Here is a 15,464-nt window from a genome sequence, read left to right on the forward strand (position 1 = left end):
CACCGACAGCAGGATACAGCCATCTGCTGACTCTGCTTACGAGGCGCGTGTCAGGCGCTTAGTATGTGTTGAGACCAAGATCAGGACGCGCACCTGAATAACGACGCGGCTAGACCGCGGCCGTATTTTCGCGCAGCAACCTGTCCGCGGCGGCGCGCGCCTCGTCGGTGATGACGGCGCCGGCCAGCATGCGCGCGATTTCTTCCTGGCGCGCCGCGCGGTCCATTTCGGCGATGCCGGTGGCGACACGGTCCTTGCCGCCGGATTTCGAGATCAGGAAATGCGTGGCCGCGCGCGCGGCCACCTGTGGCGCATGCGTGACCGAAAGCACCTGCACCCGCTTGGACAGCCGCGCCAGTCGCTGGCCGATGGCGTCGGCCACCGCGCCGCCGACGCCGGTATCGATCTCGTCGAAGACCAGGGTCGGCGCCGAGCCGCGATCGGCAAGCGCCACTTTCAGCGCCAGGAGAAAGCGCGAGAGTTCGCCGCCGGAGGCAACCTTCATCATCGGCCCGGGCCTGGTTCCCGGATTGGTGCGCACCCAGAACTCGACCTGGTCGATGCCTTGTTCCATGCGGCTTTCGGGATCGCTTTCCATCTCGACGATGAACTCGGCCCGTTCGAGCTTCAGCGCCGGCAGTTCGGCCATCACCGCCTTGGTCAGGCCCGCCGCCGCCGCATGGCGCAGCGAGGAAAGCTGCGCCGCGGCAATATCATAGGCCTCGCGCCCGGCCGCGGCCTGCTTCTCCAGCGTATGCAGCCGCTCCGCGCCGGCATCGAGATCGGCAAGATCGGCCACCATCGTGTCGCGCAGTTGCGCAAGATCGTCGACCGCGACATTGTGCTTGCGAGAGGCCGCACGCAGCGCGAACAGCCTCTCTTCCGCCTTTTCCAGCCGCTGCGGATCAAATTCGGTGGCGCGAAGCGCCGCCTCGACGCCGGACTGCGCGGCGTCGAGCGAGATCATCGCCTCGTCCAGCGATTTAACCACATCGTCGAGCAAGCCGGGCGCTTCGCCCGACTTGCGCTGCAGCCGGCGCAACAGGCTGGCGAGTTGCGGCAAGGGCGAGGACGGTCCCGACAGCACATCCTGCGCGTCATGGATTTCGGTGGCGATCTTCTCCACGCGCATCATCTGCGCGCGCAGTTCAGCCAGTTCCGTTTCCTCGCCCGGCTGAGGATCGAGCTTTGCAAGCTCGGCGACCGAGGCACGAAGATAATCGGCCTCGCGCGCGGCCGCTTCTACCTTGGCGCGATGCCTGGAAAGCTCCTGTTCGCAGTCTCGCCAGTAGCGCCAGGCTTCGCCTGTGCCGCGTGCAGCCCCCAGATGGCCGCCGAAACTGTCCAGCAATTCGCGATGCGCGCCGGGATCGACCAGCGCGCGCTCATCATGCTGGCCGTGGATCTCGACCAGCGCCCGGCCGACATCGCGCATCAGCGTGACGCTGGAAGGCTGGTCGTTGACGAAGACGCGCGTGCGGCCATCGGCCGTCTGCACACGGCGAAGGATGATGTCGCCATCGTCCTCGATGTCGTTTTCGGCAAGTAGCGCGCGGGCCGGATGGTTGCGCGGCACGTCGAACACCGCGATGACCTGGCCTTGCCCCACGCCATGGCGGACGAGCGACGCGTCGCCACGCGCGCCAAGCGCCAGCGACAAGGCGTCGAGCAGGATTGATTTGCCGGCCCCGGTTTCCCCGGTCAGCACCGAGAGCCCGGGCAGGAAGTCGATGTCCAGCTTCTCGATCAGGACGATATCGCGGATCGACAATCTGGATAGCATCGCAAGCTTCAGGCGCCGGTGATCAACTTCCCGGCCTTGGAGATCCACGATCCGGCATTCTCCCGCGGCTGAAGCCCGTTGCTCTGCAGGAGCTTATAGGAGTCCTTGTACCACTGGCTGTCCGGATAGTTGGTGCCGAGCACCGCCGCGGCCGTCTGCGCTTCCGAGGTCAGGCCCATGGCATAGTAAGACTCGGTCAGGCGCGCGAGCGCCTCCTCGACATGGCGGGTGTTGGAATAGTTCTCGACCACGGTGCGGAATCGCTTCACGGCGGCGATGTATTCGCGGCGCTCGAGATAGTAGCGGCCGACCTGCATTTCCTTGCCGGCGAGTTGATCGGTGGCGAAGCGTATCTTGTCCTTGGCGTCGGCCACATATTCGGAGTTCGGCCAGCGCGTCACCAGGTCCTGCATGGTCTGGATGGTCTGACGCGCCTCCTTCTGGTCCTGGGTGACGTCCTTGATCTGACGGTAGTAGCTCAACCCAATGATGTACTGCGCGTATGCCGCGTCGTCGGTCGACGGATAAAGCGTCAGATAACGTTTCGCAGTGCCGATCGCTTCGTCGTAATTGCCCGCCCGATAATCGGCGAAAGCGCCCATCACCATCGATTTGCGGGCGAACTCTGAATACGGATGCTGGCGGTCGACGGCATCGAATTTCTTGCTCGCCTCGTCCAGGCGGCCGGCATTCATGTTGGCGAGGCCCTGATTGTAGAGGACGTCGGCCGGCTCGGTCTGATCGACATAGGTCGCCAGATTGACGTCCTTCTCGGAGGACATGCAGGCCGACAGGACGAGCGCGGGAGCAACCACCGACAGCGCCAGCAAAACACGCCGACGCGGCGTTACCGATTGACCAACTCGCGAAAAAAACATGTTTGGATTCCGCCCCTTCGGCGTCGTTTTCGGTCCGGGCCGAAGCCATAGACCATTATCCCCTTGCCCGGCAACGCTATGTCCGGCCAATCGCACATTTTTGTGGCGGCCCGCCGCTATGCGCGAGGTTGTGCAATTTCAGCGATTCGTGATGCAATCGCGCAACACGCCCGCCTTACAAAGCCAGAAAACGGTTAAAAATCAGATCACCCAGGGCGCGTAGACCGGCCGGCTGACGGCGATCATCTCGGCTACCCGGCCCCGCTCGCGGCGTCTCGTCTCGACGATCTCGAAGGCCGTATGGTCGGAAAGCAGCCGGCGCAAGGCCGATGCATTCATGCGATGGCCGCCGCGATAGGAACGGAAGCAGCCGATGAAGCGCGCGCCGGCCAGCGCCAGATCGCCCATGGCATCGAGCGTCTTGTGGCGGGCGAACTCATTGGGATAGCGCAACCCGCCGACATTGATGACGCGATTGTCGTCGCCGATGACCAGCGAGTTCTCGAGCGATGAGCCGAGCGCGTAGCCGGCGGCCCAAAGCCTCTCTACGTCCTTCATGAAGCCGAAGGTGCGCGCACGCGCGATATCGCGACGGAAGATATCGGGATTGATGTCGGAGGCGAATTGCTGCCGTCCGATCGCCGGGCTTTCAAAATCGATCTCGACCTCGAATCGGGTGCCGTCATAGGGCCGGAACTCCGCCCAGGATGCCCCGGCTTCGACGCGCACCGGCTTGACGACACGGATATAGCGGCGCTTCACCGCCAGCGTCTCGATGCCGGCCTGGTCGAAGGCCTCGACGAGGGCTATGGCGCTGCCGTCGAGGATGGGGACCTCCGAACCGTCGATCTCGATGATGAGGTTGTCGATGCCGAGGCCGAATACCGTGGCCATCAGATGCTCGACGGTGCCGATATGTTCGCCGGCCGGATCGCCGAGCATGGTGCAGAGATCGGTAGCGCCGACCTCCGCGACCAGAGCCCGGAACTCTCGGGCTTGGGCGCCATTCGAAAGATGGAAGACGATGCCCGTATCGGCGTCGGCCGGCAGGAAATGGACGGTGACGGTCTTGCCGCTATGGACGCCGATGCCGGCCACCGTCGCGCGCGATTTCACTGTCGTCTGATAGTCGTGCAAGAGTAACCCCATACGCCCTAATGCCTGCGTCCGCTCTGTCGGCCTTGGGTATCTTGCAGCCAGTCCTGAATGGGCTGGCGCTCGCATAGATGCGGCAAAATAAGCAAGAGCATGCGGCTCTGGTATGATCGGCAGGCTGGGCTACTCCCCGAATCCCGGCGAACCGACTTTAGTCCGTGGCGAAGATAATGGCCTGGCCTGGAGACTCCAAATCACGGTTTCTTACCCCGTGTAACCACGGAATTGCGCCAGGAATAGCTCACAAGCCATTGTTTTAAAACAATTTCACGAAAGACACAGGCAGACGACTGCTCGTCTGCCTGTTAACAACCGTTATATATCGTTAACGATCAGCGACACGCTGTATCGCGACCGGCGACCCGCCGTATCAGTTGGCCTGGCGGCGCAGGAAGGCCGGGATCTCCAACTGGTCGTCTTCCTGGACGGTACGGCTCTGCGGCGTCAGGCGGCCCTGATCGTCCAGCTGGCCACGGCGCGGCGCATAGAGCTGCGGGTCCTGGCTGGCGAGGCGGCGCATCTCGGGCGCGGCCTGGCGCAGTTTCGGCTCGCGCGGCTGTGCCGGCTGAAGCCGCGCCGGCTCTTCCTCGCGACGGGTCAGGCCGTTGGTCAGCCGCTTGATCAGCCCCATCGGACCGCTGTTCTCATGGTCCGCGGGCCGGGTCTTGGCTTCGACTTCAGCCCGCACGACCGGCGGAAAGTCTTCCACACGCGGCATACGCTGCGGTACGGCGGCCACCGGCTGCGGCATCTCGCGCTGCGGCGCGGGCTGCATAACCTGCTGCGGCGCGACCGGCTGCGGCCGAGGCTGGGCAGGCGGCGCCTGGAAGATCTTGCTCTGCGGCTGGAAGTCGTCGACCGGAACCGGGCGCGGCTGCCCCATGGCGGCTGCGTTTGCCTCGGCCAGCTGGATCGCCTCGGCGACCGGATCGATGGCGCGCGGCTCATAGGCCTGCGGCTGAACCGGCGCGGGGCGGATTTCAGCAGCCGGGGCCGCCGGACGGGCGGCCGGCTTCTGCGGCGCGCGGATCGAGATCGGCGCCGCGGCGATTTCGGCCGCCGACTTGTCGATGCCGGTGGCGACGACCGAAACACGGATCACGCCTTCCAGTTCCTCGTCGAAGGTGGCGCCCAGGATGATGTTGGCGTCCTGGTCGACCTCCTCGCGGATGCGGGTGGCTGCTTCGTCCACTTCGAACAGGGTCAGGTCGCGCCCGCCAGTGATCGAGATCAGCAGGCCCTTGGCGCCCTTCATCGACGTTTCGTCGAGCAGCGGGTTGGCGATAGCGGCTTCGGCAGCGGCCATCGCGCGGCCCTCGCCCGAAGCCTCGCCGGTGCCCATCATCGCCTTGCCCATCTCGCGCATCACCGAACGGACGTCGGCGAAGTCGAGGTTGATCAGGCCTTCCTTGACCATCAGGTCGGTGATGCAGGCGACGCCCGAGTAGAGCACCTGGTCGGCCATGGCGAAGGCATCGGCGAAGGTGGTCTTGTCATTGGCCAGCCGGAACAGGTTCTGGTTGGGGATGACGATCAGGGTGTCGACGCATTTCTGCAGTTCCTCGATGCCCATGTCAGCCGTCTTCATGCGGCGCTGGCCCTCGAAGTGGAACGGCTTGGTGACGACGCCGACCGTGAGGATGCCCTTCTCGCGCGCCGCGCGGGCGACGACCGGAGCGGCGCCCGTGCCGGTGCCGCCACCCATGCCGGCGGTGACGAAGCACATATGGGTGTTGGAGAGATGATCGATGATCTCGTCGATGCACTCTTCCGCCGCCGCGCGGCCGACTTCCGGCTGCGAGCCGGCGCCGAGGCCTTCGGTGACATGCGCGCCGAGCTGGATCAGCCGCTCGGCCTTCGACATGGTCAGCGCCTGGGCATCCGTATTGGCCACCACGAACTCGACGCCGCGCAGGCCGGCCGTGATCATGTTGTTGACCGCATTGCCGCCGCCGCCGCCAACGCCGAACACGGTGATGCGTGGCTTGAGCTCGGTGATGTCCGGCTTTTGCAGATTGATGGTCATTGTCTCCGTCCTTTGCCTTTCCCGCCGCTTCGCCGCCGCGGCCGCCTATGGGGCTGTCCCCGTCAAATTAAAAACTGTCTCTCAACCACTGACTCATGCGATGCAGTCTTCCGCCCGTCCCGGTCATCCTGAAACCGGAAAGTCCTTTCGCCGAATGGCTTTCGAAGCTCGCCATCTGCGGATAGATCATCAGTCCGACCGGGGTCGAGAACGCCGGTCCTTTGGCCGCTTCAGGCAAGCCGGCCACGCCGAGCGGGCGGCCGATGCGCACATTGCGCCCAAGGATACGGCGCGCGGCTTCCGGAAGGCCCGCGAGCTGGCTGGCGCCGCCGGTGAGCACGACGCGCTTGCCGACGGCACTGCCGTAGCCGGACTTGTTCAGCCGGTCCCGCAGAAGTTCGAGCGTCTCGTCGATGCGGGCGCGGATGATACGCGTCATCATCGAACGCGGGATCTGCAGCGGCAAATCGCCTTCCTCTCCGATCGGCTGGATCGAGACGAGGTCGCGGTCGTCGGCGCTTCCGGGCAGCGCCGAGCCATGCATCACCTTCAGCCGTTCCGCGGCGGCGAGGGATGTCGACAGGCCCTTGGCCATGTCGAGCGTCACATGGTTGCCGCCAATGGCGATGGCGTCGCCATGGACGAACTTGCCTTCCGAGAAGACCGAGATGGTCGTCGTGCCGCCGCCCATGTCGATGCAGGCGGCGCCCATCTCGAGTTCGTCGTCGACCAGCGAGGCAAGCCCGCTTGCATAGGGCGTCGCCACCATACGCTCGACCGACAGATGAGAGCGGTTGATGCAAAGCTCGAGATTGCGCATGGGCGCCGCATCGCCCGTCAGCACATGCATGTCGACGCCGAGCGTATCGCCCACCATGCCACGCGGGTCGCGCATGCCGCGCTCCGCATCGAGCGAGAAACCGACCGGCAGCGAATGGATTACCTCGCGCTCGGCCCTGAGCGCCTGCTTGGCGCCCGCGGCGAGCACGCGCTTGATGTCGACTTCCTCGACCTGATGACCGCCGAGATTGATGGTCGCCGAAAAAGCTTCGCTCTTCAGCCGACCGGCCGTCATATTGACGATGAGGGAATCGACCGTGAGTCCGGCCATACGCTCGGCCGCGTCGACGGCAAGCCGGATGGCATGCTCGGCGCGATCGAGATCGACCACGACGCCGGATTTCACGCCTTGCGACTTTTGGTGGCCGATGCCGATCACCTGGATGCGGTGCGAACGACCGCGCAAGAGCTTGCCGTCTTCGTTCGGCTTGAGCTTCGCCACCACGCAGCAAACCTTGCTCGACCCCACGTCAAGCACGGTGAGCGTGCCCGACCGGCGCGCAGATTGATCACCGCCGCCGCCAAGCCAGCTCATATCTTCGTCTCCGCCTTGCGCTTGGCCAGACCCTTCGGCTTGTCGCTGAGCGCGGCTTCGCGCTGCGTCGCCGCTTCGGGTGACAGTTCCACGACCAGCCGGTCGGGGAGCCGCATGTCGACGGCGGCGATGTCGCGCGTCAACAACCCATTGTCATGGTCGATTTTGACGAGTTCGGCGATCGAACGGTCCTCGTCGTCTTCCGGCAGCTTGATCGTGACGCCGTTTTCAAGCCTCAGATCCCAGCGCCGCTCGCCGACCCGGATATAACCTTTGACCCGCGCCGCAAGCTCGGGGTAGCGCTTGATCTTGTCGAGAAAGGCCGGCGCCATGGCCGGCGCGCCCGCGCCGATGATCAGCGGGAGCTGCGCCTGCTTGCCGCCCGAGAACGGCGCGATCACCTCGCCCGACCGCTCGATGACCGACACCGAGGCGCCCTGCTGCCAGAGAGCGAAAGGCTCGCGCTCCTCGATGCGCACCTCCAGCGTATGGGGATAGATCTTGCGCACCGCAGCGCCCTCGACCCAGGGCAGCGTCGCGATGCGCTCGCGCGCCGCCTCTGCATCGAAGCCGATCAGCGAGGTCCAGCCGTCGAGGCCGAGCCGGTCAAGCACATCGATCTCGGAAGTCTGGCGGTTACCGACCACCTTGATCTGGTCGACGGCAAAACCCGTGCGCGCGGTTATGCCCTGCACGATGCTGTCGGCATAGCCGCCGAGATAGGCGCCGTAGGCACTGCTCGACGCAAGCAGCGCCGCGGAAAGGATGGCCGCCGAAAAGCGCGGCGCCTCATACTCGCCGCCGCACAGGCGCGCCAGCACCCGCATCGGCCGGCGAAGCTGACGCGGTAATACGAAACGGTCGAATGACAGCGACATGCCGAACGGCGCGGACCAAGCCGCGCCACCGCCATTACCCTGTCCCCACCTCAACGCAGACACGAAGCGTCCTCCACCATCCAACTCAACAAATCGCCGAACGAGTGCCCCGCTTGCACGGCGATTTCCGGCACCAGAGACGTCGGCGTCATGCCCGGCTGAGTGTTGACCTCGAGCCAGACAACCTCGCCGTTTTCGGAGTGGCGGTCGTCGTAACGGAAGTCCGATCGGGAGACGCCCCGGCAACCAATGGCAAGATGAGCCTTGAGCGCCAGTGTCTGTATTTTTTGGTAAATATTCGGTGAAATTTTTGCAGGGATTTCGTGTTTTGACCCGCCGGGAACGTATTTTGAATCGTAATCGTAGAACGAATGCCCGGTCGGAATGATCTCGCAGACGCCAACCGCCACGTCACCCATCACCGCGCAGGTCAGTTCCCGGCCATGGACATAGCGTTCGACCATGACGGTCTCGCCATATCGCCATTCCGTCGAGCCAATCACCTGCGGCGGATGCGACTGCCCCTCATGTACGATGACGACGCCGAAACTCGACCCCTCGTTGACCGGCTTGACCACATAAGGCGGCTTCATCGGATGTTTGTTCTTGACGGTGAAGCGGTTGACCACCCTGGATTCCGCAACCGGAATGCCCGACGCCTTGGCAATCTTCTTGGCCTGCTCCTTGTTCATGGCCAACGCCGAAGCGAGCACGCCCGAATGGGTGTAGGGAATTCCGAGATACTCGAGAATCCCCTGGATGGTGCCGTCCTCGCCGAACGGACCGTGCAGCGCGTTGAAGGCGACGTCGGGCTTGATCTCGGCAAGCACAGCCCCGACATCGCGCGAAACATCGACACGGGTGACCTGATAGCCTTCATTCTCAAGCGCATCCGCACACGCTTTCCCCGACGACAGAGACACGGGCCGCTCCGAGGAGAATCCACCCAGGAGAACAGCCACATGTTTCTTCTTCATTTCCCGCCATCCCTCTCACGCCCGGCCTGCAACCGGTAGTTCCGCACGCAACATTTCCGCACATTGAGTCCGAGTCTTCCGGCAGGTTGCCCCCCAGACGGAAAACGCGGCTGAACGCGTCGAACGACTCAAATCAGGAAACGCTTCAGGGCAGAGAATCAGAGAGTTGATTCCCTGGCAAGTGCCTATGATTCCGACAGATTCACTTTCCGCGAAAACGGGCCAGAAAAGTGTGTTGTTGAGTCTTTGCGGCAACGGTTCACGGCGTTGCCAAGCGCTGAAGTTCAAGCTTTACTTGAACGTCGCGAGACGCCGATCTGTGCCGGGATTCAACTCAAAGAAGCTGCCCGAGGAACTCCTGCACCTCATGACCCGGCCGGAAGTTGCCGATGCGCTTGATCTCCCACTGCAGCCGGATGCCTGAATTCTCGAGCACCCGCGCCCGCACTGTCTCGCCAAGATATTCGAGGTCGTAGCCGGTCGCCGTGCCGGTGTTGATCATGAAGTTGCAATGCATCGGCGACATCTGCGCGCCGCCGATCATCAGCCCGCGGCAGCCGGCCTTGTCGATTTCCTTCCAGGCGGAGGTGCCTTCCGGATTCTTGAAGGTCGAGCCGCCGGTCTTCTCGCGGATCGGCTGAACCGTTTCGCGATGGTTCTGTACGGCTTCCATCGCCGCCTTGATTGCCGCCCTGTCTTCAGGAACCCCTTCCAGGATCGCCGAGGTGAAGATCAGGCCGGCGGGCGCGGACGAGTGGCGATAGGCGTAGCCCATATCGGCATTGCTGAGCGCATGGAGATTGCCCTTGCGATCCAGCGCCCTCACCTCGACGACCCGTTCCCGCGTCTCCACGCCGTTGGCGCCGGCATTCATGCGCAGCGCGCCGCCAATGGCGCCGGGAATGCCGTGGTAGAAGTGGAAGCCTCCGATGCCGGCTTCATAGGCTACCGCGGCGACGCGCTTGTCCGGCGTTGCCGCGCCGGCTTTGATGGTGGTCGGCCCAGTGACCTCGGCCTCGCCGAAACCCTTGGCGGATAGCCTGACGACGAAGCCCGGAATGCCGCCGTCGCGCACCAGGAGGTTCGAGCCGACGCCGACCACCATGACCGGCACCTCTTCCGGCACCGCGCGCAGGAAGGCCGCCAGGTCTTCCTCGTCGGCCGGCTGGAACAGCGCTTCCGCCAGCCCACCGGCCCGGAACCAGGTGATCTTGTCCATCTCGGCGTTCGGCGTGATGCGGCCGCGCAGGCCGGACAGCCGGTCGCCAAGCCTGTCGATGAGATCCTGGCCGCGCATCATGAGGGCGTCCCGCCAAGTTCCTTGGGCAGCGCATAAGCCCATTGCGTGATATTGCCGGCGCCGAGGAAGACGACGAAATCGCCGGGCTTGGCCAGGTCACGAATGACAGGCGCGATCGCCGCCGGGCCATCGATATATCGCGCGTCGCGATGGCCGCCCGCGCGGATACGCGATACCAGCGCGTCCGACGTCACCCCCTCGATCGGCTCCTCGCCGGCCGCATAGACCGGCGCCACCATCACCGTATCGGCGTCGTTGAAGCAGACGGAGAATTCATTGAACAGGTCGTGCAGCCGGGTGAAGCGATGCGGCTGCGCGATGGCGATCACCCGCCCCTTGGTCGCGCTGCGCGCGGCCTTCAGCACCGCCGCGATCTCCACCGGATGGTGGCCGTAATCGTCGAACACCTCGACGCCGTTCCACGAGCCGGTATGGGTGAAGCGCCGCTTGACGCCGGCGAAGGACGACAGGCCCTTCCTGATCGCCTCGGCCGAGAGGCCAAGCTCATGTGCGACCGCGATCGCCGCCGTCGCGTTGGAGACGTTGTGGCGGCCGGGCATCGGCAGGCTGAGGTCCTTGATCGTCGTCGTGCCGCGCCCCTTGCGGTCGCGGATCACCACGTCGAATTCCGAGGCCGCGCCCCGCATGCGGTGATTGGTGAAGCGCACGTCGGCCTGCGCGTTCTCGCCATAGGTGATGACGCGCCGGTCCTCGATGCGGCCGACCAGCGCCTGCACTTCCGGATGGTCCGTGCACATCACGCCAAAGCCGTAGAACGGCACGTTCTCGACGAACTGGCGGAACGCCTCGCGCACATTGTCGAAGCTGCCATAGTGGTCGAGATGCTCGGGATCGATGTTGGTCACGACGGCGATGTCGGCCGGCAGTTTCAGGAAGGTGCCGTCGCTCTCGTCCGCCTCGACCACCATCCACTCGCCGTCGCCCATGCGCGCATTGGTGCCATAGGCGTTGATGATACCGCCATTGATGACGGTCGGGTCGAGCCCGCCTGCCTCGAGCAGCGTCGCCACCATCGAGGTGGTCGTCGTCTTGCCATGTGTGCCGCCGATGGCGACCGCCTGGCGGAAGCGCATCAGTTCGGCCAGCATTTCGGCGCGCCGGACGATGGGAAGCAGCTTCTCCCGTGCGGCCTTCAGCTCGGGGTTGGACTTCTTGATCGCGGTCGAAACGACAACGACTTCGGCGTCGCCGAGATTCTCGGCCCTGTGCCCGACGAAGCATTCGATGCCTTTTTCGCGCAGCCGTTGCACATTGGCGCCGTCCGCCTGGTCGGAACCCTGCACCTTGTAGCCGAGATTGTGCAGCACCTCGGCGATGCCGCTCATGCCGATGCCGCCGATGCCGATGAAATGCACAAGGCCGATCGTCTGCGGCATCTTCATGCGCGCGTCCTCCTGTAGTCCGAAACCGTTTTGCCGGACGCAATAGCCTCTGTGAGATCCGCGAGCAACCGCGCCGCGTTCGGTTTGCCGGCCGAGCGGGCCGCGGCGGCCATGGCCGCCAGCCGGCCCGGATCCAGCATCAGCCCGCTGACCAGCTGCGCTATCCGTTCGGCCGAAAGCGTCGACTGCGGATGGAGCTCGGCCCCGCCGGCGGCGGCAAGCGCCGCGGCGTTCGCCGCCTGATCGTGGTCGAGCGCGTGCGGATAGGGTACCAGCAGCGCCGGCCGGCCGACGACCGCTATTTCGGAGACGGTCGAGGCGCCGGAGCGCGACATCACCAGATGTGCCGCCGCCATCCGTGCCGCCATGTCGGTGAAGAAGGGAGAGACCTGGACGTCGACGCCGAGCTCCGCATAGGCGGCCTTGACCCGCGCCACGTCCTCGGCGCGCGCCTGCTGGGTGACAGCCAGGCGCTTGCGCAGGTCTTGCGGCAAGAGCGCGACCGCCGCCGGAACGGCATCGGAAAAGAATTGCGCGCCCTGGCTGCCGCCGAATACCAGCAGGCGGAACGGCTCGCCCTCGTTCGATGCCACGTAAGGCGTTTTCGCGGCCTCGATGACCTGTGGCCTGACCGGATTGCCCGTGGTCACCGTCTTTGCGCCGTCGGCGCTCGCGCCCTCCGGCAGAAAGCCGCCGGCGATCGCATCGACGCGACTTGCAAGGGCCTTGTTGGCGCGGCCCATGACGGCGTTCTGCTCATGGATCAGCGTCGGCACCTTGCGCCTTGTCGCCGCATAGAGCGGCGGCAACGTCGGATAGCCGCCGAAGCCGACGACCGCCTCCGGCTTGATCCGGGCGATGACCCTTCCCGCTTCGCGCACGCCCTGCCAGATCTTCCAGAAGGCCGAGGCCAAGGCGACCGGATTTTTCGAGCCTAGCGTCGCCGAAGGGATCGCATGGATGTCGGCGGCTGGAAACTGTCCGGAATAGCGCTCGGCGCGCCGGTCGGTGGCAAGATGCACCTTCCAGCCGCGTTCGATCAGCTCATGCGCAAGCGCCTCGGCCGGGAACAGATGTCCGCCCGTTCCGCCGGCTGCAAGCAGGATGACACCCTTCGCCATCCCGCCTCATTCCGCCGGGATTGCGCGCTGCGCGAGGACATAGCCCATCTGCTTGCGCCTTTCCGGACGCTTGCGCGTCAATGCGAGCACCATGCCCATGGAGACGGCGATCGCGATCTGCGAGGAGCCGCCGTACGAGATGAAGGGCAGCGTCATGCCCTTGGCCGGCATCAGCTGAAGGTTGACGCACATATTGATGGCCGACTGCAGGCCGAAGACGGTAACGAGTCCGCCCACCGCGTAGCGAGTGAAATCGTCCTGTTCCTTGAGCGCGATGCTCAAGCCACGCAGCACGATGAAAGCGAAGATCGACATGATGAAGAAGCACATGATGAGACCGAACTCCTCGCCCGCGACCGAGAAGACGAAGTCGGTATGGGCATCCGGAACGATGCGCTTGACGGTTCCCTCGCCCGGCCCGACACCGAACCAACTGCCATTGATCAGTGCCTCGCGGCCCATGTCGACCTGGAAGGTATCGCCTTCGCCGGTCAGAAACTTGTCGATGCGCAAGGCAACGTGCGGGAACACCGAATAGGCGGCGAACAGACCGCTTGCCCCGATGACGCCGAGAGCCATGATCCATAGCCACGGCAGGCCGGCCATGAAGAACATGACGCCCCAAGTGCCGGTCACCAGCATGGTCTGGCCGAGATCGGGCTGAGCGACCAGCAGAGAGACCACCAGCACGAGCAAAAGCAGCGCGAACAGGTTGCCGGGAATATCGGGCTGGCGCTTGTGCTCGGCGAAGAGCCAGGCGCAGATGACGACGAATGCCGGCTTCAGGAATTCAGACGGCTGGATGGAAAGCCCGGCGAGCGACACCCAGCGCCGCGCGCCCTTAACTTCGACGCCGACATAGAGCACCGCCACCATCAGCACCAGCATGATGCAGAGCATCACCAGGGACATGCGCCTGATCTGCCGCGCCTCAAGGAAGGAGACCGCAAGCATGACGATCAGCGCCGGGATGGTGAAGATGACCTGTCTGGTGGCGAAGTGGAAGCTGGAGAGGCCGATGCGCTCGGCCACGGCAGGGCTCGCCGCGAAGGACAAGATGATGCCCAGCCCCATCAGCGACAGGAACGCGGCCAGGAACCAGCGATCGATCGTCCACCACCACGTGGCGACAGGACTTTTGTCGAGACGGCTTTGCATCAACGTGGCCCTCCGATGGGTTTCACACCATCAATAGCAGTCGCAGCTTGCCTGAAGGCTTCGCCGCGGACTTCGAAATTCTTGAACTGGTCGAAACTGGCGCAGGCCGGCGACAGCAGCACCACGGCCTCGCCGCCGGTGTCGCTCGCTGCGTCGCGGGCCGCATGTTCGACCGCCGCCGCCAGCGTTCCGGATATCTCGTAGGGCACCGCTTCGCCGAGCGTGGCCGAAAAGGCGGGCGCCGCCTCGCCGATCAGATAGGCTTTTGCGATGCGCGGGAAGAAGCCGCGCAACGGCTCGATGCCGCCCTCCTTGGGCAGGCCGCCGGCGATCCAGTAGATGCGGTTGGCGAAGCTCGACAGCGCGGGGGCCGCCGCATCGGCATTGGTCGCCTTGGAATCGTTGACGAACAGCACATGATCCTTGCGGCCGACCTGCTCCATGCGGTGCGCCAGTCCGGGGAAGCTCTCGAGTCCGGCCTGGATCTCGCCAAGCTCGAGCCCGACCTTCAGGCAGGAGACGACGGCGGCGAGAGCGTTCTGGGCATTGTGCTGGCCGCGCAGAGAGCCGATGCCTTCTAGGAAGGCGACGCGGCTGTAGCGACCATGCACGGCTTCCATCAGATTGGTGCCGTCGGCGAAAAAGCCATCGGTCAACGGCAGGCGTTTGGAAATCCGCACGACCTGCCGCCCTGCCCGCTCCAGCCGGTCGGCGATCTGGGCGCACCAGGAATCGTCGACGCCGACGATCGCCGCATCGCTGCCGGCGACCAGCCTTTCCTTGATCGAGGCGTAATGCGCCATCGTGCCATGCCGGTCGAGATGGTCGGGCGTCAGGTTGAGCAGGATGCCGGCGGTCGGGTTGATCGAGGGCGCGAGGTCGATCTGGTAGGACGAGCATTCCACCACATAGTGCTGCTTCGGTTCGGGCGGATCGAGCGTCATGATGGCGCGGCCGATATTTCCGCCCATCTGCGTGTCGCGGCCCGCAGACTGCAGGATATGCGCCGTCAGCGCCGTCGTCGTCGACTTGCCGTTGGTGCCCGTGATGGCGATGAAAGGCGCGGTGGGCGCGCGCCTGATGCGCTCGCGGCAGAACAGTTCGATATCGCCGATTACCTCGACGCCGGCGCCGCGCGCGAGTTCTACCGTCCAATGCGGCTTTGGATGCGTCAGCGGCACCCCCGGGGACAGCACGAAGGCGGCGAAATGCTGCCAGTCCGCGGCGCGCAGGTCGCCGGTCGCAATGCCCGCGGACGCTGCCTTGGCGACGCTGTCGGGATTGTCGTCCCAGGCCAGGACCTCGGCGCCGCCCTCGATCAGAGCGTGCGCGGTGGCTATCCCCGAGCCGCCCAGCCCGAAGAGCGAAACGCGTCTGCCTGAGAAAGAAGCGGCGGGAATCAAGCGTGCG

The 15,464-nt window shown here is 64.8% G+C and carries 12 protein-coding genes; all 12 read right to left on the reverse strand.

Features of this window, described 5'->3' with window-relative positions; all coding sequences use genetic code 11:
- Positions 1 to 109: 109 nt before the first annotated feature.
- The gene (gene recN, locus ACR64R_RS13145; protein ID WP_487362041.1) at positions 110 to 1,783 is read right to left on the reverse strand and encodes a DNA repair protein RecN; all 1,674 of its coding nucleotides are present in this window, start codon (positions 1,781 to 1,783) and stop codon (positions 110 to 112) included.
- An 8-nt stretch (positions 1,784 to 1,791) separates the two neighbouring features.
- A complete protein-coding gene (locus ACR64R_RS13150) occupies positions 1,792 to 2,661 on the reverse strand; it encodes an outer membrane protein assembly factor BamD (protein ID WP_487362042.1) in 870 nt (289 codons plus the stop codon).
- A gap of 201 nt (positions 2,662 to 2,862) precedes the next feature.
- Positions 2,863 to 3,810, reverse strand: a complete 948-nt coding sequence (gene lpxC / locus ACR64R_RS13155; RefSeq protein WP_487362043.1) for a UDP-3-O-acyl-N-acetylglucosamine deacetylase — start codon at positions 3,808 to 3,810, stop codon at positions 2,863 to 2,865.
- A 376-nt stretch (positions 3,811 to 4,186) separates the two neighbouring features.
- The gene (ftsZ, locus tag ACR64R_RS13160; protein ID WP_487362044.1) at positions 4,187 to 5,842 is read right to left on the reverse strand and encodes a cell division protein FtsZ; all 1,656 of its coding nucleotides are present in this window, start codon (positions 5,840 to 5,842) and stop codon (positions 4,187 to 4,189) included.
- A gap of 67 nt (positions 5,843 to 5,909) precedes the next feature.
- The gene (ftsA, locus tag ACR64R_RS13165) at positions 5,910 to 7,217 is read right to left on the reverse strand and encodes a cell division protein FtsA (protein WP_487362045.1); all 1,308 of its coding nucleotides are present in this window, start codon (positions 7,215 to 7,217) and stop codon (positions 5,910 to 5,912) included.
- Positions 7,214 to 8,158, reverse strand: coding sequence for a cell division protein FtsQ/DivIB (locus tag ACR64R_RS13170; protein WP_487362046.1), 945 nt, complete (start codon positions 8,156 to 8,158; stop codon positions 7,214 to 7,216). The genes ftsA and ACR64R_RS13170 overlap by 4 nt, the downstream gene beginning before the upstream one ends.
- A complete protein-coding gene (locus ACR64R_RS13175; RefSeq protein WP_487362047.1) occupies positions 8,146 to 9,072 on the reverse strand; it encodes a D-alanine--D-alanine ligase in 927 nt (308 codons plus the stop codon). The genes ACR64R_RS13170 and ACR64R_RS13175 overlap by 13 nt, the downstream gene beginning before the upstream one ends.
- Positions 9,073 to 9,406: 334 nt before the next feature.
- Positions 9,407 to 10,372 (reverse strand): UDP-N-acetylmuramate dehydrogenase, encoded by a 966-nt coding sequence (gene murB, locus ACR64R_RS13180; RefSeq protein ID WP_487362048.1) that lies wholly within the window; start codon positions 10,370 to 10,372, stop codon positions 9,407 to 9,409.
- Positions 10,369 to 11,775, reverse strand: coding sequence for a UDP-N-acetylmuramate--L-alanine ligase (gene murC / locus ACR64R_RS13185; RefSeq protein ID WP_487362049.1), 1,407 nt, complete (start codon positions 11,773 to 11,775; stop codon positions 10,369 to 10,371). Before murC ends, murB begins: the two co-directional genes overlap by 4 nt.
- Positions 11,772 to 12,896, reverse strand: a complete 1,125-nt coding sequence (gene murG, locus ACR64R_RS13190) for an undecaprenyldiphospho-muramoylpentapeptide beta-N-acetylglucosaminyltransferase (protein ID WP_487362050.1) — start codon at positions 12,894 to 12,896, stop codon at positions 11,772 to 11,774. Before murG ends, murC begins: the two co-directional genes overlap by 4 nt.
- A 6-nt stretch (positions 12,897 to 12,902) precedes the next feature.
- On the reverse strand, positions 12,903 to 14,054 hold the full coding sequence (gene ftsW / locus ACR64R_RS13195) for a putative lipid II flippase FtsW (protein WP_487362051.1): 1,152 nt from the start codon (positions 14,052 to 14,054) through the stop codon (positions 12,903 to 12,905).
- The gene (gene murD, locus ACR64R_RS13200) at positions 14,054 to 15,457 is read right to left on the reverse strand and encodes a UDP-N-acetylmuramoyl-L-alanine--D-glutamate ligase (RefSeq protein ID WP_487362052.1); all 1,404 of its coding nucleotides are present in this window, start codon (positions 15,455 to 15,457) and stop codon (positions 14,054 to 14,056) included. Before murD ends, ftsW begins: the two co-directional genes overlap by 1 nt.
- Positions 15,458 to 15,464 lie beyond the last annotated feature (7 nt).

It is taken from the genome of Mesorhizobium sp. MC2-1-1, assembly GCF_057597255.1.

Bases quoted from the DNA above. Each gene is read 5' to 3' on its own strand.
- recN (WP_487362041.1), bottom strand. From the start codon at position 1,783: ATGCTATCCAGATTGTCGATCCGCGATATCGTCCTGATCGAGAAGCTG.
- ACR64R_RS13150 (WP_487362042.1), bottom strand. From the start codon at position 2,661: ATGTTTTTTTCGCGAGTTGGTCAATCGGTAACGCCGCGTCGGCGTGTT.
- lpxC (WP_487362043.1), bottom strand. From the start codon at position 3,810: ATGGGGTTACTCTTGCACGACTATCAGACGACAGTGAAATCGCGCGCG.
- ftsZ (WP_487362044.1), bottom strand. From the start codon at position 5,842: ATGACCATCAATCTGCAAAAGCCGGACATCACCGAGCTCAAGCCACGC.
- ftsA (WP_487362045.1), bottom strand. From the start codon at position 7,217: ATGAGCTGGCTTGGCGGCGGCGGTGATCAATCTGCGCGCCGGTCGGGC.
- ACR64R_RS13175 (WP_487362047.1), bottom strand. From the start codon at position 9,072: ATGAAGAAGAAACATGTGGCTGTTCTCCTGGGTGGATTCTCCTCGGAG.
- murB (WP_487362048.1), bottom strand. From the start codon at position 10,372: ATGATGCGCGGCCAGGATCTCATCGACAGGCTTGGCGACCGGCTGTCC.
- murC (WP_487362049.1), bottom strand. From the start codon at position 11,775: ATGAAGATGCCGCAGACGATCGGCCTTGTGCATTTCATCGGCATCGGC.
- murG (WP_487362050.1), bottom strand. From the start codon at position 12,896: ATGGCGAAGGGTGTCATCCTGCTTGCAGCCGGCGGAACGGGCGGACAT.
- ftsW (WP_487362051.1), bottom strand. From the start codon at position 14,054: ATGCAAAGCCGTCTCGACAAAAGTCCTGTCGCCACGTGGTGGTGGACG.